This window comes from Cupriavidus sp. 05T42, from assembly GCF_056396345.1.
Map to the genome: position 1 here is coordinate 116,675 of NZ_JBFTLH010000002.1, position 19,395 is coordinate 136,069.

Here is a 19,395-nt window from a genome sequence, read left to right on the forward strand (position 1 = left end):
CCATGTGTGGATTTGCAGGATTTTTCGGCGGCAATATTGCCGCCCAGGCGGACCGGTCCGCGCTGCTCGAAGCAATGGCGAACCGGATCCGGCACCGTGGTCCGGACGACGGCGGCACCTGGACGGATGCCGATTTGCCGGTGGGCTTCGGCCATCGACGGCTCGCCATCGTGGATCTGTCGCCAGCCGGGCACCAGCCGATGGCGGCCGCGAGCGGCCGCTATGTGATCGCCTATAACGGCGAGATCTACAACCATATGGACCTCCGCGCGAGCCTTGAGAAGGCTGGCGTGGCACCGGTCTGGCGCGGCCATTCGGACACCGAGACGCTGCTGGCCGGTTTCGATGCCTGGGGCATCGAGGCCACTGTGAAGCAGGCCGTGGGCATGTTCGCGTTCGCGGTATGGGACCGCCAGGACCGCGTGCTGACGCTGGGGCGTGACCGCTTGGGGGAGAAGCCGCTCTACTACGGGTGGCAAGGCACCGGCTCGGCGCGCGCGTTTCTCTTCGGATCCGAACTGAAGGCGCTTCATGCGCATCCCGCTTTCGAGCGGAAGATCGATCGCGATGCCGTGAGTCTTTTCATGCGGCACAACAACGTCCCCGGCGACCATGCGATCTTCCAGGGGATTCGCAAGCTGCTTCCGGGGCATCTGCTGGAGGTGTCTGCCGCCAACCGTGAAGGCCAGCCGCGCGCCTATTGGTCGGGTGTGGAGACGGCTTTGCGGGGCGCCCGCGAGCCATTTGCCGGAAGTCCGGCCGAAGCCGTCGAGGCGTTGGAAGCCGTGCTTCGCACCGCCATTCGCGGTCAGATGATGGCCGACGTGCCGCTCGGCGCATTCCTGTCCGGCGGCATCGACTCGTCCACGGTAGTCGCGCTGATGCAGGCGCAATCTTCCCGGCCGGTCAAGACGTTCACGATTGGCTTCGAGGAAGGCATCTATAACGAAGCGGAGCATGCCGCGGCCGTCGCCAGGCATCTCGGGACGGAACACACGTCGCTGTATGTGACGCCGGAGCAGGCGCTGGGCGTCATCCCGAACCTGCCGACGCTTTACGACGAACCGTTCGCGGATTCCTCGCAGATTCCGACTTACCTGGTCAGCGCGCTGGCACGGGAACACGTGACCGTGTCGCTGTCCGGCGATGCGGGTGACGAGCTGTTTTCCGGCTACAACCGTTACCAGATTACCGCCCAGCTTTGGAGCCGGCTGGCCACCTTGCCATCGGGCCTTCGCTCGGCGATGGCATGGGTCCTGACCCGGCCGTCGCCAGAGCGGCTCAACAGCCTGGCGACCAGCATTCCCGGCGCATCGCGGTGGGCCAATATCGGCGAAAAGATCCACAAGGGCGCCGGTGTCATGGCCGCCCGGTCGGCCGCCGACCTCTATCGCGGCATGGTCTCGCAGTGGCAGGATCCGAATGCGATTGTGATCGGCGGGAAAGAGCCCGCCACGCTGCTGGGCACGGTGGGGGCTGAGCTTGAGGCGCTTGGCGAAGTGGAGCGCATGATGGCGCTCGACATGCTGACGTATCTTCCGGACGACATTCTCACCAAGGTTGATCGAGCCGCCATGGGCCGCAGCCTGGAGTCGCGCGTGCCTTTCCTCGATCACCGGGTCGTAGAGTTCGCCTGGCAATTGCCGCTCGCCTACAAGCTCCGGCCGGAGGGATCGCGCTACACCACCAAATGGGCGCTGCGCCAAGTGCTGTATCGGCATGTCCCGCAAGCGCTGATCGAGCGCCCGAAGATGGGCTTCGGTGTGCCCATCGACAGTTGGCTGCGCGGCCCCTTGCGCGAGTGGGCCGAGGATCTGCTGGATGCTTCCCGGCTGCGTCGTGAGGGCTACCTGAATCCGGCACCGATCCGGCAGAAGTGGCAGGAGCACTTGAGTGGCCAGCGCAATTGGCAGCACCCGTTGTGGTGCGTGCTGATGTTCCAGGCCTGGCTCGAGAAGGAGTCGTCGTCGGTCATGTTGGCGGAGAGCGTGGCTTGAAATTCCTGATGATTGCAAGCTTCGCGGAATCGCTGACGGGATTTCGCGCACCGCTGATCGCATCCCTGCAGGCGAAGGGCCTGGACGTCCACGTGGCGGCGCCGGGATTGCCGCCCGGCGATCCGGTCCGGGCGCGACTGGAGGCGCAAGGTCTGAACGTGCACGATATCCCGATGGAGCGGACCGGCACGAATCCGGTTGCCGATCTGGGGACGATGTTCGCACTCTTCCGGCTCATGCGCCGCATTCGACCCCAATATGTCATGGGCTACACTATAAAGCCGGTGATATATGGCACGCTCGCCGCGTGGCTAGCCGGCGTGCCACGGCGTTTCGCCCTGATCACGGGGCTTGGTTATGCGTTCCAGCAGGAGAGTGGACGGGGCGGGATGCGCGCCCTGGTACAACGCCTGTATGCGCTGGCGCTGGGGCGCGTAGACAAGGTGTTCTTTCAGAACCCCGACGACCGGGACCTGTTCCTGCAGCGTGACATCCTGCCGGCGAATGTGCCGTCCTGCGTCGTGAACGGTTCGGGCGTGGATGTGTCGAGCTTTGCTACGGCGCCGCTACCCGTCGGCACCACGTGCTTCCTGCTGATCGCGCGCTTGTTGGGCGACAAGGGCGTACGGGAGTACGCGGCGGCGGCACGGCGTATCCGCGCCAAGCGGTCGGATGCCTCGTTTGGCGTGGTTGGCTGGATCGATTCGAATCCGAATGCCATTGCTCAGTCCGAACTCGACGAATGGGTCAGGGACGGCGTGGTGGAGTATCTGGGCAAGCTGAGTGACGTCCGCCCCGCGATTGCGGCCAGCACGGTGTACGTGCTTCCGTCGTACCGGGAAGGCACGCCGCGCACCGTGCTCGAGGCGATGGCGATGGGGCGGGCGGTCATCACCACCGATGCGCCTGGCTGCCGCGAGACCGTCGTCGACGGCGACAACGGCTTCCTCGTGCAGGTCAAGTCGGTCGACGAACTGGAGGCCGCCATGCTGAGGTTCCTCGAGGAGCCCGGGTTGGCGCAACACATGGGACAACGGTCGCGCGAGATCGCCGAGGCGAAATATGATGTGCAGAAGGTGAACGCGGTCATGCTCGCGGAAATGGATATCCGATGAAACGCCTGGTTGACCTGATCCTTGCGGTCCTCGCGCTGCTCATGCTGAGTGTTCCCTTGCTGATCCTGATCTGGATGGTTCGCAGCCGGCTCGGCAGCCCGGTTTTCTTTCGGCAGACGCGACCTGGCCGGCACGGCAAGCCTTTCGAGATGGTGAAGTTCCGGACGATGACCGACGCCCGGGGTGCCGACGGACAGTTGCTGCCCGACTCGGAGCGCCTGACGTCCTTCGGACGGTTCCTGCGCGCCACGAGCCTGGATGAACTGCCCGAACTCTGGAACGTGGTCAAGGGCGACATGAGTCTGGTAGGCCCGCGCCCGCTGTTGATGGAGTATCTGCCACTGTACTCACCGGAGCAGGCGCGCCGGCATGACGTGCGCCCGGGTGTGACCGGATGGGCGCAGGTGAACGGCCGCAATGCCTTGAGCTGGGATGAAAAGTTCGCGCTCGATGTCTGGTATGTCGATCATCAAAGCCTGTGGCTGGACATCCGGATACTCTGGCTGACGGTGCGAAAAGTACTGATCCGTGAAGGTATCAGCGCGGCCGACAATGCCACGATGCCAAAATTCACAGGCAAGAAGCCATGACGATGGACCGCCTCGCCCTGTTTGGTGCAAGTGGCCACGGAAAGGTCGTGGCGGATGCCGCACTGGCCGCCGGGTGGCGCAGCGTTGTGTTTTTCGACGATGCCTGGCCAGAGCGGGAAGACAATCGCCATTGGCCGGTGATCGGCGATCTGGCCGCCATGTTGGCCGGGGCGGATTCGTTCGATGCCGCCATCGTGTCGATCGGCAACTGCCAGATCCGGTGGGAGAAGCAGCAGGCGCTGGCCGCGGCGGGTATTCCGTTGGCCACGGTCGTGCATCCGCGCGCCTGCGTGAGCCGTTTTGCGGCGCTGGGCGCCGGCACGGTGGTCATGGCGGGCGCCGTGGTCAATGCCGACGCCGTCATCGGAGAGGCATGCATCGTCAACACCGGTGCGACGATCGACCATGACTGTACGTTGGCGCACGGTGTCCACGTCAGCCCGGGGGCCAACCTCAGCGGCGGCGTCCGGGTGGGTGCCTCCTCGTGGATTGGCGTGGGCGCAGCGGTGCGCCAGGGAATTGAAATCGGCACCGGCGCCATGATTGGCGCCGGTGCCGTAGTTGTTGGACCCGTGAAGGACGGGGCGACCGTTGTCGGGATTCCGGCAAGGGGTCAGATCAAATAAAAGTGGCCCGCGTCGCGCGAAAGCATGACAAGAATGCACCGACGGGCTGGTGGGGCAACCTCTGAACGCTGATATAGCTATGCTGAATACTCCATTCTCTCAATGGCCAAGCTTCACCAAGGAAGAGGCCGATGCGGTACACCAGGTCCTCCTTTCGAACAAGGTGAACTACTGGACGGGCAACGAATGCCGCGAATTCGAAAAGGAGTTTGCGGAATGGGCCGACACGCGCTACGCGATTGCCCTGGGTAATGGCACGCTCGCGCTGGACCTGGCCCTCAAGGGGTTGGACATCGGACCTGGCGACGAAGTCGTCGTGGCGCCCCGCACGTTCATTGCAAGCGTGTCCTGCGTCGTCAATGCGGGTGCCACGCCGGTCTTCGCGGACGTCGATGGCGACAGTGGCAACATCTCGGCGCAGACCATCGAAGCGGTGCTGACGCCGCGAACGAAGGCGATTATCTGCGTGCATTTGGCGGGCTGGCCCTGTGATATGGATCCGATCATGGCGCTGGCAGCCAGGCATGACCTCAAGGTCATCGAGGACTGCGCCCAGGCACACGGCGCCCGCTACAAGGGACGCAGCGTTGGCTCGATCGGCCATATCGGTGCCTGGAGCTTCTGCCAGGACAAGATCATGACGACCGGCGGCGAAGGCGGCATGGTGACCACCAACGACGAAGCCGTCTGGCGCGCCATGTGGGCCTACAAGGACCACGGGAAGAGCTACGAGGCCGTCTACGAGCGCCAGCATCCGCCGGGCTTCCGCTGGTTGCATGAGAGCTTCGGCACCAACTGGCGCATGCTCGAGATGCAGGCCGTGATCGGCCGCATCCAACTGCGCCGGATGCCAGAGTGGACGGCACTCCGCACCGCGCATGCCGAGGCGATTCAGGCCGCGGCGAAGCCGTTCGCCGTCGTGCGCGTGCCGGAACTCGCGGCGGGCGATGTGCATGCGCACTACAAGTGCTACCTCTACGTCCAATCGGACCGCCTGGCGGCTGGCTGGACGCGCGACCGCATCGTGCAGGAAGTCGTCGACGCCGGCGTACCCTGCTACCAGGGCTCGTGTTCCGAGGTCTATCTCGAGCGCGCGTTCGACGATACCGGCTGGCGGCCGGCCGAGCGGTTGCCCGTGGCGCGTGCTATGGGCGAGGAAAGCCTGATGTTCCTCGTGCATCCCACGCTGACCGGCGCCGAGATCGAAAAGACGTGCGCTGTGCTGGCTGAAGTCCTGGGGCGGGCCGGTCTGTGAAAAGCCTGACAGTTCCGCTGCTTGCGCTGCCTCGCGCGGCCAAGCGCCTGGTCGTCGTCGGCCTGGACCTGATTCTTGCGCTGATATCGGTCTGGCTGGCTTTCTATCTGCGCATTGACCAGGCGGGCCTGCCGATCCTCCAGCAACAGTATGTCTACCTGCTGGCGCCGCTGCTGGCCTTCCCGGTCTTTGTCCGGCTTGGCCTGTATCGGGCGATTTTCCGTTATACGGGGATGGCCGCGCTGGCGAGCACCGCCAAGGCGGTGGCCTTCTACGGTGCGCTGTTCTTCGCCGCGCTGCTGCTGCTGAAGCTCGACGGCGTGCCGCGAAGCGTGGGGCTCATCCAGCCCATTCTGTTCCTGTTGCTGGTCGGTGCCAGCCGGGCCATGGCGCGGTTCTGGCTGGCGGGCACGGCGGCCAAGGCGCACTTTCACGAGGGACGCCTGCTGATCTATGGCGCGGGCGAAGCCGGCGTGCAGACCGTCTCGGCGCTGGCCGTGGGACGGCAGTACCTACTGCTGGGATTCATCGACGACGATCCCGCCAAGATTGGCCGTTCCATCAACGGACTCGACATCATGGGGCCCGATGACGTGGCGGATGCGGTCGAGCGCATGGGCGTGACGGATATCCTGCTTGCCATTCCATCGATGGGCCGCGCGCAGCGCAATGCGGTGATCGACAAGCTAAGGAACCTGCCGGTGCACGTCCGCACGCTACCGGGCATGGCCGACCTGGCTGCCGGGCGCGTCACGATCCGGGACTTCCAGGAACTGGACATCGAGGATTTGCTCGGCCGCTCGCCGGTGCCGCCCGATGCGGCCTTGATGGCGCGCAACCTGTCCGGCAAGACAGTGCTGGTGACGGGCGCCGGCGGCAGCATCGGCAGCGAGCTTTGCCGCCAGATCGTGCTGGAGCGGCCGCGGCAATTGGTGCTGCTCGAACATAGCGAGTTCGGCCTGTACTCGATCCATCAGGAATTGGAGCGGATGCTGGCGGAGCATGGGCTGGAAGTCGAACTCGTACCGTTGCTCGCCAGCGTGGCGAATTTGCGGCGGTTGCGCGAGATCTGCGAGTTGTACCGGCCCGCGACGGTCTATCACGCCGCAGCCTACAAGCATGTGCCACTGGTCGAGTGCAATGCGGCCGAAGGCATCATGAACAATGTCTTCGGCACCTTGAACATGGCGCGGGCGGCCATGGAGTCGGCGGTCGAGTATTTCGTGCTGGTATCGACCGACAAGGCGGTGCGCCCCACCAACGTGATGGGCGCCTCGAAGCGCATGGCGGAACTGGTGCTGCAGGCCATGTCAGCCAGCCAGTCGGTCGACTTCGGATTGCTCGATCGGCGGGAAGGCCAGGAAGTGCCAAACCGGACAGTCTTTGCGATGGTGCGTTTCGGCAACGTGCTGGGCAGCAGCGGCAGCGTGGTGCCGCTGTTCCGTCGGCAGCTAGCCGAAGGCGGGCCGCTGACCGTCACGCATGAAGACGTTACGCGCTTTTTCATGACGATTCCGGAGGCCGCGCAACTGGTGTTGCAGGCCGGCGCGATGGCACATGGCGGCGAGGTATTCGTGCTCGACATGGGCCAGTCGGTCAAGATCATGGACCTCGCGCGCCGCATGATCCAGCTATCGGGCCTGGCGGTGCGTGACGCCGACCAACCGGGCGGCGATGTCGAGATCCTCGTGACGGGGCTGCGCCCGGGCGAGAAGCTCTATGAAGAACTGCTGATCGGCGACAACCCCGAACCCACCATGCACGCGCGCATCATGAAGGCCCGTGAGGTCTTCGTGGCGTGGGAAGCTTTCGCGCCGGTACTGGCCGAGCTACGCGTCGCGGCGGAACACACTGATCACGCGGTGATTCGCGAGATCCTGGGTCAGCAGGTGCATGGGTTTGGCGATCCGGCCGCGCCGCCTGCGGCGGCCGATGCGGCGGATGCGGTGACGACCTGAAGATTGCGTTGCAAGGCTGGGCCAGAGGTGTTTGCCGCGGCCGGGCCAGCCTTGCGCACGCGAGTTAAAGGGCCTTGGACCGACGCAGGAAGGCAATCAGGGCACCCAGCGCCAGGCCCAGTGCCGTGCCGGAGGCGATCAACAGTGCCGGACCCGGGGTGTTGGGTTCGTCCGGTACGAAGAGTTCGCCCAGCATGCGTGTCGGGTAGGTGCGGCTGGGCGCCAGGGCATCCCGCAGCTGGGTGGCCAGCCGCTTCAGATCCAGTATCCGGCCGTTGATGACGGTGGCGAGATTCGTGACCAGGACATCCTGAGCCGCATTGCCCGTACCTTTCGCGACGCTGCCTTTCAGCGATTGCAGGCTCTGGTTGTATTCCTTTTCCGCACCGTCAAGCTTTGCGTTGACGTCGTCCAACTCAGCTTTCATCTGGTTGTACGTGGGATCGAACAACTTGCTGTGCTCGGTAGACAAGACCTTGTACGACGCGGCCATGGCGCTCAGCGCCTGCCCACGGCTGTATCCCGAGACCTGCAGGCTGATGACATCGGGACTTTTTCCCGTCGATGCGCGCAGCGAGTCGAAGACGAGCCTGGCTTCCGGGCTCGCGGACGGCGACGGCAGGCCCATTGCCTGGACGACCTGCAGCCTGGAAGCTGGGAGGTTGTACCTGTCGGCCGCCGTCAACTGGTTCTCGAGCAGTCGGAATGTCATGCTCCCCTGATTGGCACTGGCCAACTGGCCGATCTGGACCGTCAGCTTGGCTACCCAACGTGGCTTGACAACCTGCGAAGCGCCCAACCCTGCAAGCGCACCGACCAGGCCAAGCGCAACAATCAGTTTCGAGTTCTTCATTAACAACCCCAATGGCGTCACGGGCGCCTGGCTTTGCGGGGGGGACGACAGGTCAGTCATGCGGGTAATCTCTTGTATTCCTTAATATGGCAGCGATTGTAGCCCGACTCTTTCATGCGGCGAGCGATACATTTGTTCCGCTATGGGCCATTTTGTAAGCAAGTCGTGCCGGGAATTCCCCAGGGCTCAGCGAAGCGGCGAATTCAACAGATTTTCCCATTGGCTGACAATCGCCGCGGTGCTCCGGCCATGCGCCTCCGCGCGGCTTTGCGTCTGCAGGGTGCGCCGTAAATCTTCATTTTCAATAAGCCGAAGCATTCCCTCTGCGAGCGCGGGCGCGCTATTTACTGCGACCAGTATCCCGTTCCTGCCATTTTCGATGATTTCCCTGGGACCGGTTTCGCAGTCGGTGGACAGGACTGGCAGTCCAAAAGCCATGGCCTCCAGAAGAACGAGACCGAATCCTTCAAATCGGGAGCTTAGGCAGAAAATCGAGGCATTCCGATAGAAAGCTTCGACATTCGCGCTGGCGCCGGGCAATGCGACGGTTTGCTCGAGCCCAAGCCTTTGCCGCTGCAATTCAAGGGTCTGTCGGGCAACGCCCTCCCCGACAATGACGAGCCGCCACGCGGGATGGCTGCGGATCACGGTTGCCCACGCCTCAAGTAGCAGATCGAAGCCCTTCTCCGGGACGAGTCGGCCCACGGCCAGTACGGTCTGGGTGTCGCCCGGCGCGCCTACTGTGGGAATCGGGAATGGCAGGGGATTGCCGATGACGTGCAACGCACAGCGCGGCCGTAGCGCGGTCATCCATCGATCCTTGTCCCGCTGCGTCAGCACCACCACCGCTTCATCGGTCCGTGCCGCGAGCCGGCGCGCGACCCGCCGGGCCCGCCGCCCCAGATCCTCATCGAAATGGCAGTGTTCCCACGCAATCCTGCGGACGTTAATACGAACGGTGGCCGGCACCGTGAACAGCGCCAGCATCGTGTCGACCTCGATCAGCACATCAATGCCGTGTTCCCGCACAAAGCGCCGGATGCCAAGGACTGTCGACAGATACGCTGTCTTGAACGACGGCCGATGCTCGAACAGTGCATGATGCTGCACATCGGCGTGCAGGGGAAACACGCTGGCCCGGTCCCACAGGCTCAGGATGTGCACCCGGTACCCGCGCTCCGCCAGCGCATTGGCGATCACCGCTGTCATCCGCTCCGCACCTGCAAACGCGTTCAGCGTGCCAGTCAGGAAACAGACGGAGGGCAGGGCGGTGCCGCTCACGCCGCTGCCATGTCGCGAACGGGGCGGTTGCGCCACCACAGGGCCATGCCGACGATCACCGCGACACCGTTGCCCAGGACATAGCCCGCAATCGCGCCCCAGTTGCCGAACCGGGGGATGACCGCCAGATCGAAGGCGAGCGTCGTCGCCAGCACCAGCGCCCACTTCATCGCCACCCAGCGCGGGCGGCGCAGGTAGACCGCCAGCAGGGTCAGGGCGACGTCCGCGAAGACGAGCGCAGATGCCACGGCGGCCACCCGTAGCAGCGTCACCGTGGCCTCGAAGGCGCTGCCATAGAGCAGGCGGACGATCCACGGCGCGCACGCGGCAATCGCCAGGCCACCGACCAGCCCGAGCGCGCCCAGCGCCGCCGCAATCCGGCCGATGTTCGCGTGAGCCTCCGCAAACGCCGTGCGCGCATAGACGAAGCTGGGGGCGATGCCCGCTACGAGGATGGTCGCGAGCATCGAAAAATTATCCAGCAGCTGCATGCACGCCGCATAGGCGCCGAAGTCCGCCACCGGCACCGTCGGTTGGAGCACGAGCTGGTCAACCCGGCGCGCGCCCATCATCAGGATGAAGCTGACCCAGAACAAGGCGCCCGCCGAAAACAACTCGCGCGCCTGGCTCGCCTGCCAGGTCAAGGGCTGTCGGGGCGCCCGGGTCAGGTAATAGGCCGCGAGCAGTGCGGCCAGAAGCACGGCCTCGAGCGCGAACGCCGTGGCGTAGCCCGACACCGTGGTCACGCCCGCGGCGAACAGCCCGCCGACCAGCGTGGCCTTGACGGACAGCGCGGCGAGGCTCGCCAAGGCGCCGGGCCGGTTGTTGGTGTTGGCCTGCATCCACGCATTGACCACGCCGAAGGGCTCGCGCACGAGGATGGCCACGCCGAGCCACAGCGCCGCGTGCCAGATCTCCGGCGGAGGCGATGTCAGCGCCAGGTACGCACACATCAGCAAGTACCCCGCCACGCCACCGCCAAGACGCAGCACAAACGCATGGCCGATGATGCGGCCCTGGGCGTCCGGCGGCGTCGCCACGAGACGCGGCACCACCACCTCCGCACCGCACACCAGCGCCAGCGACGCGGCAATCAGCACCACCGACTGGGCGTACTGGAAATGTGCGAACCCGGCCGGCCCGAGCGCGCGCGCCAGCATGGCCACCACGCCAATCCCGATGCCCACCTGCAGGCCGCGCTCGGCCAGCATCCACAGCACATTGCCCGCGATGCGCCGATGCATCACGCGGTCTCCGCCGGGTTGGCACGCGCGCCGTGCGTCAGGCTGGCGTAGTGCGCCAGCCAGCGTCGGGCGATGCTGTCGATCGAAAACGCGGACAGCACGCGCTCGCGCCGGGCCGCCGCCTGTGCCGGGGTACCGCGACCCGCGCGCAGGGCTTCGGCCATCGCGCCGGCAAGCGCCGCTGCGTCGCCGCGCGGCACAATCACGCCCTGGTCGCGCAGGACTTCGGCCACGCCGGGTGCGTCGGTCGACACCACCGGGCATCCGCACGCCAGCGCCTCCACCAGCACCATGGGCAGCCCTTCGATATTCGATGACAGGACGAACAAGTCGGCCGCGTTGAGCAGGGCAGGGATGTCGTCACGTGGGCCGAGGAGGGTGACTGACGATGTGAGCCCCTGCGTTGCGATCTGCCGGGCCAGCGCCTCGGTGAGCGCGCCGCCGCCCGCGATCAGCAGGTGCACCCGCGCGGCGGGCGGCAGCTGGCCAAACGCACGGATCAGTAGATCCTGGGCCTTCTCCGGCGCCAGCCGGCCGACATTGAGGATCATCCGTGTATCCGGCGCGAGGCCCAGCTTGGCGCGGGTGGCATCGCGCAGCGCCGGATCGGGCCGGAATCGTTCGACGTCGATGCCGTTGGGCACGACGACAATGCGGTCGTCCGGCACCGCCCCGGCGGCGATCATGCCGATGCGGCCGTCCTGGCTCACGTGGGTGGTCAGCGCGGCCCACCGGTCGGTCAGCCGGTAGGCCAGCATCCGCATCGTGCCGCCTTCGCGGAAGCTGTGCGCGGTGCAGACCAGCGGTGGGCTATCGACGAGGCGTGTCAGCAGTCGGCCGAACAGGTTGGCGTGGACCATGTGGGCATGCATGACGTCCGGTCGCCATTTCCGTACCAGCGTGCGCGCCTGCGCCAACGCGCTGGCCATGCCGCCGGGTGTCTTACGCATGTTCAGTTCGAAGACCTCGACGCCGGCAGGTATGTCGATCTCCCGGCCCGGCGACAGACTCAGGATCGCCACCGCGTGCCCGAGCGCCAGGAAGGCACGGGCCAGCGCCACGACCTGATGCTCGGCGCCGCCCACCTTGAGGCCAGTCGTGATCAGCAGGATCCGCATGGTGGCTGGCGCCATCAGCGGGCTCCGTAGCCGGTCAGCAGCGTGCGCAGCGTCTTGACCACGATCAGCAAATCGAGCGCGAACGAGCAATGCTTGACGTAGTACAAGTCATAGCTCAGCTTGGTGACGGTTTCCTCATGCGTGCCGACATAGCCCTGCTGCACCTGCGCCCAGCCGGACAGCCCGGGGCGCACGAGGTGCCGGTACGGATAGTAGGCAATCGTCTCGGCGAAGGTGTCGACCATCGGCACCTGCTCGGGGCGCGGGCCGATCAGGCTCATGTCGCCCATCAGCACGTTCCACAACTGCGGCAGTTCGTCCAGCCGATACTTGCGGATCACGCGGCCCACGCGCGTGACGCGGGCATCCTGGCGCGCCGCGAAGCGCGCCGTGGCGTCGGACTGGACGCTCATGCTGCGGAACTTGAGCATCGTGAACGCTTCGCCGAAGCGCCCGGCGCGGGCCTGCCGGAACAGGACCGGCCCCGGCTGCTCCAGGCGGATGGCCAGCGCGGTCAGCGCCGACAGCGGCAGGGCGAGCGGCACGAGGCACAGCACGGCGGCGATGTCGAGCAGACGCTTCACAAAGCCGTAGAGATAGTGGCGCGCGTAGTCGTCCAGGAAGTTCTCGTCGATATGGTCGAGCCCCACGCGGCCGGTCAGCATCTCGCCAATCCGCTCCACCGAATACAGGCGGACGTGGCTCATCTTCAGCCGCGCCAGCGTGCGCGTGCGCTCGGGGTCGGCGGTGCCCGAGCGGTCGAGCATCAGGCCGTCACAAAACACGGCATCCTCGATCGAGCGGATGAAATCGAAGCGGATCCGTGCCGGCGGGCTGGCGCCGGGCATGGCGAGGATCGCCTCGAGCTGTTCCAGCGCGCGCGGGTCCGTGTAGCCGATGACGGGCACGTAGTTCTGGACGAAGCGCCGGTAGCCGATGCCGCTCCAGACCAGCGTGGTCAGGTAGCCGAGCAGCAGCGCGCCGCGCGAGTACTCGATATGCCAGCCGGCGAAGACGAACAGCAGTAGGGCAAACGGCAGCGTGGCCGAGATGCCGACCAGACTGTTGCCCTCGATCGGCGGCAGGTGCAGCGAGCGATGCAGCAACAGGAACGTGCACAGGTACGGCACGATGCCCCAGAGCAGCGTGCGCGTGAAGACGTAGGTGACGATGCCCGCGTGGTGCAGGGTTTCCGCCGCGATCGTGTTGAGGCCGAACAGCACGAGCCCGAGCGCGGCCCAGGACAGCATGCGGCTGGCGCGGCGGATGGTCTCGGACGCGCGGCTGGCCGTCGTGGCGCGCGACGTGCCGGCGAGACGGGCGGCTTCCTTGTTGGCGCTCATGTCAGGCACGCTCCGTGGGCATGGGCTCGCTCACCCGCCGGCCAAGCGCCTGCCGATAGACCGCCCACGTGGCGTCCGCCATGGGGCCAATCCCGAACGCCTGCTCCCATCGGGCGCGAGACAGCCGGCCGAGGGCGGCGCGGCGCGCGCTGTCGCCTGCGAGCATCGACAGATGTCGGGCCAGCGTGGCCTCATCGCCCTCAGCCACGAGCAGCGCGTCTGGCATGTCGCCAAATTGCTCACGGATGCCGGGCAAGTCCGACGCCACCACCGGCAGGCCTGCCCGCATCGCTTCCAGTACAGAAAGCGGCAAGCCTTCGTGGTCGGAGGCCAGTACGAAGACCTGCGCCGAAGCGAGCAGGGCGGGGATGTCGGCGACATTGCCCGGCAGGCGTACCCGGCCGGGCGCGACGGCGTCGGCCAGCGCCTGCATGGCGCCGCGCATCGGTCCCGCGCCGGCGATCACAAGTTCGCAATCGCCCAGCTTCGCCTGCCCGAAGGCCCGGATGACCGTATCGGGCCGCTTCGGCGCGGCCAGTCGCGCCACCATCACGATCCGCGTGAGCTGCGCTGCCGGCTGCGCCCGCGCGGCGTCGTCGGGGATACCGTTGTGAATCACGCTGATACGTGACGCGGGGATCGGCAGGCTGCGCGCCAGTTCTCGCTCCGCATCCGCCACGCAGATCAGGCGCGCGGCCAGCGGTGCCAGGCACCATTCGGCAACGCGCGATGCCAACCGGCGTGCCAGCGGCGCGGCGGGTTTGAATCCGAAACCGTGTACCGTGTAGACGACCGGGATGCCGAGCAGCCACCCGGCCAGCCTGCCGAGCGCGCCGGCCTTGGCGCTGTGCACGTGAATCAGGTCGGGTGCGGCATGGCGCAGCGCGGCCATCAGTTCGCGCAGGGTCTTCAGGGCGCGCAGCGGCGACATGGCGTTGTCGAGCAGGGCCAGCCGCGCCGTCTGTGCCCCGGCGGCCTGCGCGGTGGCGAAGAGTGGTCCCTCACCGCCCGCCAGCACCGTGGCGTCGATGCGGCCCCGCAGCGCGCGCACGAGGTCGGCGACGTGCGATTGGGCGCCGCCGATCTCGGAATTGGTGATGACAAAGGCGACGCGAGGCCGGGAAGGAGGCAAGTTCTGCACGAACGCGGAAGAGAGTTGGATGGGCGGCACGGAATCGCGCGAGAAATGCCGGTTTGCAGACGGTTTGCAGGTAGCCCGGTGATTATAAACTGGCGCGGTTTGCACAATCCGGCAAAATACACCTTTTTGGCGCCCTGCCCGCGCCCCGCCCAGGCCAGTCTCCGGGCGGTATCGCACCATGAACTCGTACACGGGAAGCCACATGAAACTTGACCCCTCAATCTTCAAGGCCTATGACATCCGCGGCATCGTCGGCAAGACGTTGACGCCCGAGGTCGCCCGCCAGATCGGCCTGTCCTTTGGCTCCGCCGCCGTCGAACTTGGCGAGAAAACCGTCGTCGTGGGCCGTGACGGGCGCTTGTCCGGCCCGGATCTGCTCGGCGGACTCGTGGAAGGGCTGCGCGCTGCCGGTGTCGATGTGATCGACCTCGGCATGGTCGCCACCCCGATGGTCTACTTCGGCACCAATATCGAGCTGGACGGCCGCCGCGCCGGGTCCGGCATCATGGTCACCGGCAGCCACAATCCGCCCGACTACAACGGTTTCAAGATGGTGCTCGGTGGCAAGGCCATCTACGGCGACCAGATCCAGGCGCTGCACCAGCGCATCGAGGCCGGCAAGTACACGCAGGGCAGTGGCGGATACAAACTAGTCGATATCCGACAACAGTACCTCGACCGTATCGTCAGCGACGTCAAGCTGGCCCGCCCGATGAAAATCGCCCTGGACGCCGGTAACGGCGTGGCTGGCGCCTTCGTCGGCGACCTGTTCCGGGCGCTCGGCTGCGAGGTCGTCGAGCTGTTTTGCGATGTCGACGGCCATTTCCCGAACCACCATCCGGACCCGGCCCACGTCGAGAACCTGCAGGATCTGATGCAGTGCCTGCGCGACACCGACTGCGAGCTGGGCCTCGCCTTCGACGGCGACGGCGACCGCCTCGGCGTGGTCACCAAGGACGGAGATGTCATCTTCCCGGACCGCCAGCTGATGCTGTTCGCCGAGGAAATCCTCTCGCGCAACCCGGGCGCGCAGGTCATCTACGACGTCAAGTGCACCGGCAAGCTGGCACCGTGGATTCGCGACCACGGCGGCGAGCCGCTGATGTGGAAGACCGGCCATTCGCTGGTCAAGGCCAAGCTCAAGGAAACCGGCGCGCCAATCGCCGGGGAAATGAGCGGCCACGTCTTCTTCAAGGACCGCTGGTACGGCTTTGACGATGGACTCTACACGGGCGCGCGCCTGCTGGAGATCCTATCGCGCCACGCCGACCCGAGCGCCGTGCTGAACGCGCTGCCGAACTCCAACTGCACGCCCGAATTGCAACTGAAGTGTGCCGAAGGCGAGGCGTTCACGCTGCTCGACAAGATCCGCGCCAATGCGAAGTTCGAGGGCGCGCGCGAAGTCATCACGATCGACGGCGTGCGCGTGGAGTACCCCGATGGCTTCGGCCTGGCGCGTCCGTCCAACACCACGCCGGTGGTTGTCATGCGTTTCGAAGCCGATAACGATGCCGCGCTGGCGCGCATCCAGGCCGAGTTCAAGCGCGTGATCCTGGCCGAGAAGCCGGATGCAAAGCTCCCGTTCTGAAGTGGGGCAGCCGGCCGGCGCCGCAACGTCGAACCAGGCCGCGCCGCTCGCCGCGCCGTTTGTCGTGACCGCGCCGTTCGCGTTGCCGGCCCGGCCGCGCATCCTGGTCGTCAAGGTCTCGTCGCTGGGCGATGTGGTGCACAACATGCCCCTCATCCACGACCTGCGCGCGCGCTGGCCCGATGCCGAGATCGACTGGGTGGTGGAAGAGGGCTATGTCGATCTGGTGCGGCTGCTGCCGGACGTCCATCGCGTGATTCCGTTCGCGCTGCGGCGCTGGCGCAAGCGCTTCTGGCAGGGCGACACCTGGGCCGAAGTCGGCGCGCTGCGCGACGCGATCCGGGCCCGGCCCTATGACGCGGTGCTCGAGACCCAGGGCCTGCTGAAGACCGCCATCGTGGCGCGCACCGCCGCGCGCACGGCCGGGGCGCCCGTGATCGGGCTCGGCAATGCCACGCAGGGTTCCGGCTACGAGCCGGCATCGCGCCTGTTCTATACCGCGCCAGTCAAGGTGCCGCGCCAGACCCATTCGGTGCGGCGCTCGCGTCTGCTTGGTGCCGCGCTCACGGGTGGCACGCCACCGGAGCCGCCGCGCTTCTTCGGTCCTGCGGCGACCTCGCTGCATGTCGATGATCCGCTCTGGGCCGGGCTGCCGCCTCGGTACGCGGTCTGTTTCCATGCCACGGCCGGCGCGAAGAAGCGCTGGCCCGTGGCGAACTGGCATGCCCTCGGTCAGAAGTTGCATGCCGAGGGCCTGACCGTGCTGCTGCCCTGGGGCAGCGAATCCGAACGCCGCGATGCCGAGGCGCTCGCCGCCGGCATGCCCGGCGCGCAGGTGCTGCCGCGCTTCTCGGTCATGCAGGGCTTTGGCCTGATCAATCGGGCCGAAGTGGTCATCGGCGTGGACACCGGCCTGGTGCATATCGCCGCTGCGCTGTGCCGGCCCACTGTCGAGATCTACACCGCCACCTGGCGCTGGAAGACCGAGGGCTACTGGTCCGACCGCATCGCCAATGTGGGCGACGACGGCATCGTGCCGTCCGTCGACGAGGTCTACGCCGCCGCCGTGCGGGTACGCGGAGTGCCTGCCTGATGCTTCGTCTGGTTTACACGTTGTTGTGGGGGGTGATCCTCCCACTGGCGCTGCTGCGCCTGGTCTGGCGGTCGCGCAAGGAACCTGGCTATCGCCGCCACATCGGGGAGCGGCTTGGCCGATATGGCGGGCTGCCGGCCAACGGGCCGTGGCTCTGGGTCCATGCGGTGTCCGTCGGCGAGACGCGCGCCGCGCAGCCGCTGCTCGACGCCTTGCTGGCCGCGTATCCCCGCCATCGTATTTTGCTGACCCATATGACGCCGACCGGCCGCCAGACTGGCCAGCAGCTCTATGGCGACAACCCACGCGTGCAGCAGTGCTACCTGCCGTACGACGTGCCGGCGCTGGTGCGCCGCTTCCTCGCGTACTTCCGGCCCGAGGCGGGCCTGATCATGGAGACCGAGGTCTGGCCGAACCTGGTCCACGTCACGCGCCAGGTAGGTGTGCCGCTGTTCCTGGTCAATGCCCGGCTGTCGCCGCGCAGCTATCGACGGACGGCGCGCTTCGGCGGCGCCGCGGCCTCGCTATATAACGATTTCACGGCGGTGCTGGCCCAAACGGCTGGCGATGCCGAGCGCTATCGCGCGCTCGGCGTGAAAGCCGTGCAGGTGACCGGCAATCTCAAGTTCGACATGCAGCCGCCGGAGGCCGGCGTCACGCGTGGCCAGACCCTGCGCCGGGCGTTCGGCGCCCGCCACGTGCTGGCCGCCGCGAGCACGCGTGAAGGGGAGGAGCCGCTGATCCTGGAGGCCTTCGCGCGCTGGCCCGGCGCGGCGCGTCCCGCGCTGCTGCTGGTACCGCGCCATCCGCAACGGTTCGACGAGGTGGCGGCGCTGGCCACACGCGCCGGCTTCAGCGTGCAGCGCCGCAGCCAGTTGGACGTGGAAACCCTGGACACGCCGATCACCGCCGACATCGTGCTCGGTGACTCGATGGGCGAGATGGCGATGTACTACGCCGCCTCGGATATCGCCTATATCGGCGGCAGCCTGATCCCGCTCGGCGGACAGAATCTGATCGAGTCCTGCGCCGTCGGCACGCCGGTGCTGATGGGCCTGCACACGTTCAACTTCGCCCAGGCCACCGAGGATGCCATCGCCGCCGGCGCCTGCCTGCGCGTGGCCGACGCCGACGCCCTGATGGCCGCCGCCTCGGCCGTGCTGGCCGACGAAGCGCGTCTGGCCGACATGCGTGCCCATGCGCTGACGTTCGCCGGCTTGCATCGGGGTGCCACGCAGCGCACTTTGGCATCCGTCGCGCCAGTGTTGCGCTGACATACAGGCGCCACGCGGGCGTCTACACTGGTTGCATAGTGAGGAAAAGTGCGACATCCGCCTCTTTATCGTGGCATGCGCAACCAGGAGCTCGATCGATGCAACATCCCTTCTCCATGCGTGGTGTTTTCGCCACATTGACGCTGGCCGCCGTGGCGGCGGTGGCGGGCTGCGCCACCGGCCCGGCGCCCGACCAGCCATCGGCCAGCGCCAGCCTTAACGAGACCCGCTCCGGCGGCCCGAGCCGCTGGGAACTGATCCGCTGGCAGAACGCCGATGGCACAGTCCGCGACATTCCGCATGGCGACAACGGCCAGCCGGTCATCTTCGAATTCAATGACGGCATTGATGCCTCCCAAGGCACCGTGAGCGGCACCAGCGGCTGTAACCGCTTCACCGGCGGCTATGGCAAGACCAGCGCCGGCATCCGCTTTGACCGCATCGCCGGCACGCGTATGGCCTGCCCGGGCGTGCGGATGGAGGTGGAGAGCGCGCTGCTGAAGGCCATGCAGTCGCCCTTTACGACGGTCGGCACGCAGCCGTCCGCCGGCGCCACGGGGCGCCAGATCATCTGGAAGACGGCTGACGGCGATCTGTTGCAATTCGTCGAACGGGAAGGCGTGGGCCGGCGCGGCGCCAAGGCGGACGCCGCCGCGGGGCACGAGAAAATCGTCTATATCGACTCCCAGCGCGTGGAGTGCTCGGGCGTGGGCCGCATGCAGTGCTACCGCTGGCGCGAATCGCCCGATGCCCCGTGGCAGCTCTGGTACGGGCCGATCGAGGGCCTGGATTTCGAATCCGGCGTGAGCTACAAGCTGCGCGTGCGCGAGTACCAGGTGCCGAATCCGCCAGCCGACGCGTCGGCCATCCGCTGGCAGCTGTTGAGCGTGGAGGAGCGCAAGCGCGGGGGGTGACCTAG

16 protein-coding genes are annotated in these 19,395 nt (G+C 66.6%); 10 read left to right on the top strand and 6 right to left on the bottom strand.

Annotated elements, in window-relative coordinates; all coding sequences use genetic code 11:
• Nucleotides 1-2: 2 nt before the first annotated feature.
• The 6 genes from asnB (at nucleotide 3) to AC1EJR_RS02620 (ending at nucleotide 7,541) form a co-directional block, all read left to right on the top strand.
• Nucleotides 3-1,997: an asparagine synthase (glutamine-hydrolyzing) gene (gene asnB / locus AC1EJR_RS02595; protein ID WP_477104837.1), complete on the top strand. Its 1,995-nt coding sequence runs from the start codon at nucleotides 3-5 to the stop codon at nucleotides 1,995-1,997.
• On the top strand, nucleotides 1,994-3,112 hold the full coding sequence (locus AC1EJR_RS02600) for a glycosyltransferase family 4 protein (RefSeq protein ID WP_454757270.1): 1,119 nt from the start codon (nucleotides 1,994-1,996) through the stop codon (nucleotides 3,110-3,112). Before asnB ends, AC1EJR_RS02600 begins: the two co-directional genes overlap by 4 nt.
• The gene (locus AC1EJR_RS02605; RefSeq protein ID WP_454757269.1) at nucleotides 3,109-3,702 is read left to right on the top strand and encodes a sugar transferase; all 594 of its coding nucleotides are present in this window, start codon (nucleotides 3,109-3,111) and stop codon (nucleotides 3,700-3,702) included. The genes AC1EJR_RS02600 and AC1EJR_RS02605 overlap by 4 nt, the downstream gene beginning before the upstream one ends.
• Nucleotides 3,699-4,328, top strand: a complete 630-nt coding sequence (locus AC1EJR_RS02610; RefSeq protein WP_454757268.1) for an acetyltransferase — start codon at nucleotides 3,699-3,701, stop codon at nucleotides 4,326-4,328. The genes AC1EJR_RS02605 and AC1EJR_RS02610 overlap by 4 nt, the downstream gene beginning before the upstream one ends.
• 79 nt (nucleotides 4,329-4,407) lie before the next feature.
• The gene (locus tag AC1EJR_RS02615) at nucleotides 4,408-5,583 is read left to right on the top strand and encodes a DegT/DnrJ/EryC1/StrS family aminotransferase (protein WP_454757267.1); all 1,176 of its coding nucleotides are present in this window, start codon (nucleotides 4,408-4,410) and stop codon (nucleotides 5,581-5,583) included.
• The gene (locus AC1EJR_RS02620; protein WP_477112818.1) at nucleotides 5,580-7,541 is read left to right on the top strand and encodes a polysaccharide biosynthesis protein; all 1,962 of its coding nucleotides are present in this window, start codon (nucleotides 5,580-5,582) and stop codon (nucleotides 7,539-7,541) included. Before AC1EJR_RS02615 ends, AC1EJR_RS02620 begins: the two co-directional genes overlap by 4 nt.
• A gap of 64 nt (nucleotides 7,542-7,605) precedes the next feature.
• On the opposite strand, the gene AC1EJR_RS02625 is transcribed toward AC1EJR_RS02620, so the two are convergent.
• From AC1EJR_RS02625 to AC1EJR_RS02650, 6 genes are all read right to left on the bottom strand, one after another.
• On the bottom strand, nucleotides 7,606-8,454 hold the full coding sequence (locus AC1EJR_RS02625) for a hypothetical protein (RefSeq protein ID WP_454757265.1): 849 nt from the start codon (nucleotides 8,452-8,454) through the stop codon (nucleotides 7,606-7,608).
• A 126-nt stretch (nucleotides 8,455-8,580) separates the two neighbouring features.
• Entirely contained in the window at nucleotides 8,581-9,675 is a 1,095-nt protein-coding gene (locus AC1EJR_RS02630) for a glycosyltransferase family 4 protein (protein ID WP_454757264.1), read from the bottom strand.
• Nucleotides 9,672-10,919 (bottom strand): lipopolysaccharide biosynthesis protein, encoded by a 1,248-nt coding sequence (locus tag AC1EJR_RS02635; protein WP_477146864.1) that lies wholly within the window; start codon nucleotides 10,917-10,919, stop codon nucleotides 9,672-9,674. The genes AC1EJR_RS02630 and AC1EJR_RS02635 overlap by 4 nt, the downstream gene beginning before the upstream one ends.
• Nucleotides 10,919-12,052: a glycosyltransferase gene (locus AC1EJR_RS02640; RefSeq protein WP_477112820.1), complete on the bottom strand. Its 1,134-nt coding sequence runs from the start codon at nucleotides 12,050-12,052 to the stop codon at nucleotides 10,919-10,921. Before AC1EJR_RS02640 ends, AC1EJR_RS02635 begins: the two co-directional genes overlap by 1 nt.
• Complete coding sequence (locus AC1EJR_RS02645; RefSeq protein WP_454757261.1) at nucleotides 12,052-13,380, bottom strand: sugar transferase; 1,329 nt, start codon at nucleotides 13,378-13,380, stop codon at nucleotides 12,052-12,054. Before AC1EJR_RS02645 ends, AC1EJR_RS02640 begins: the two co-directional genes overlap by 1 nt.
• Nucleotide 13,381: 1 nt before the next feature.
• Complete coding sequence (locus AC1EJR_RS02650; protein WP_255370677.1) at nucleotides 13,382-14,551, bottom strand: glycosyltransferase family 4 protein; 1,170 nt, start codon at nucleotides 14,549-14,551, stop codon at nucleotides 13,382-13,384.
• 172 nt (nucleotides 14,552-14,723) lie between these two features.
• On the opposite strand from AC1EJR_RS02650, the gene AC1EJR_RS02655 reads away from it, so the two are divergent.
• From AC1EJR_RS02655 to AC1EJR_RS02670, 4 genes are all read left to right on the top strand, one after another.
• Nucleotides 14,724-16,109: a phosphomannomutase/phosphoglucomutase gene (locus AC1EJR_RS02655; protein ID WP_477146865.1), complete on the top strand. Its 1,386-nt coding sequence runs from the start codon at nucleotides 14,724-14,726 to the stop codon at nucleotides 16,107-16,109.
• Nucleotides 16,090-17,202 carry a lipopolysaccharide heptosyltransferase I gene (gene waaC, locus AC1EJR_RS02660; RefSeq protein WP_477146866.1) on the top strand — a complete coding sequence of 371 codons (1,113 nt, stop codon included), beginning with the start codon at nucleotides 16,090-16,092 and terminating at the stop codon, nucleotides 17,200-17,202. Before AC1EJR_RS02655 ends, waaC begins: the two co-directional genes overlap by 20 nt.
• Nucleotides 17,202-18,476 carry a lipid IV(A) 3-deoxy-D-manno-octulosonic acid transferase gene (gene waaA, locus AC1EJR_RS02665; protein ID WP_477112824.1) on the top strand — a complete coding sequence of 425 codons (1,275 nt, stop codon included), beginning with the start codon at nucleotides 17,202-17,204 and terminating at the stop codon, nucleotides 18,474-18,476. Before waaC ends, waaA begins: the two co-directional genes overlap by 1 nt.
• Before the next feature lie 116 nt (nucleotides 18,477-18,592).
• Nucleotides 18,593-19,390 (top strand): DUF4377 domain-containing protein, encoded by a 798-nt coding sequence (locus tag AC1EJR_RS02670; RefSeq protein WP_477112919.1) that lies wholly within the window; start codon nucleotides 18,593-18,595, stop codon nucleotides 19,388-19,390.
• Nucleotides 19,391-19,395 lie beyond the last annotated feature (5 nt).

Coding starts and splice junctions, on each gene's coding strand:
- AC1EJR_RS02615 (WP_454757267.1), top strand. CDS start 4,408: ATGCTGAATACTCCATTCTCTCAATGGCCAAGCTTCACCAAGGAAGAG.
- AC1EJR_RS02670 (WP_477112919.1), top strand. CDS start 18,593: ATGCGTGGTGTTTTCGCCACATTGACGCTGGCCGCCGTGGCGGCGGTG.
- AC1EJR_RS02645 (WP_454757261.1), bottom strand. CDS start 13,380: ATGAGCGCCAACAAGGAAGCCGCCCGTCTCGCCGGCACGTCGCGCGCC.
- AC1EJR_RS02640 (WP_477112820.1), bottom strand. CDS start 12,052: ATGGCGCCAGCCACCATGCGGATCCTGCTGATCACGACTGGCCTCAAG.
- waaA (WP_477112824.1), top strand. CDS start 17,202: ATGCTTCGTCTGGTTTACACGTTGTTGTGGGGGGTGATCCTCCCACTG.
- waaC (WP_477146866.1), top strand. CDS start 16,090: ATGCAAAGCTCCCGTTCTGAAGTGGGGCAGCCGGCCGGCGCCGCAACG.
- AC1EJR_RS02635 (WP_477146864.1), bottom strand. CDS start 10,919: ATGCATCGGCGCATCGCGGGCAATGTGCTGTGGATGCTGGCCGAGCGC.
- AC1EJR_RS02625 (WP_454757265.1), bottom strand. CDS start 8,454: ATGACTGACCTGTCGTCCCCCCCGCAAAGCCAGGCGCCCGTGACGCCA.
- asnB (WP_477104837.1), top strand. CDS start 3: ATGTGTGGATTTGCAGGATTTTTCGGCGGCAATATTGCCGCCCAGGCG.
- AC1EJR_RS02655 (WP_477146865.1), top strand. CDS start 14,724: ATGAAACTTGACCCCTCAATCTTCAAGGCCTATGACATCCGCGGCATC.
- AC1EJR_RS02605 (WP_454757269.1), top strand. CDS start 3,109: ATGAAACGCCTGGTTGACCTGATCCTTGCGGTCCTCGCGCTGCTCATG.
- AC1EJR_RS02610 (WP_454757268.1), top strand. CDS start 3,699: ATGACGATGGACCGCCTCGCCCTGTTTGGTGCAAGTGGCCACGGAAAG.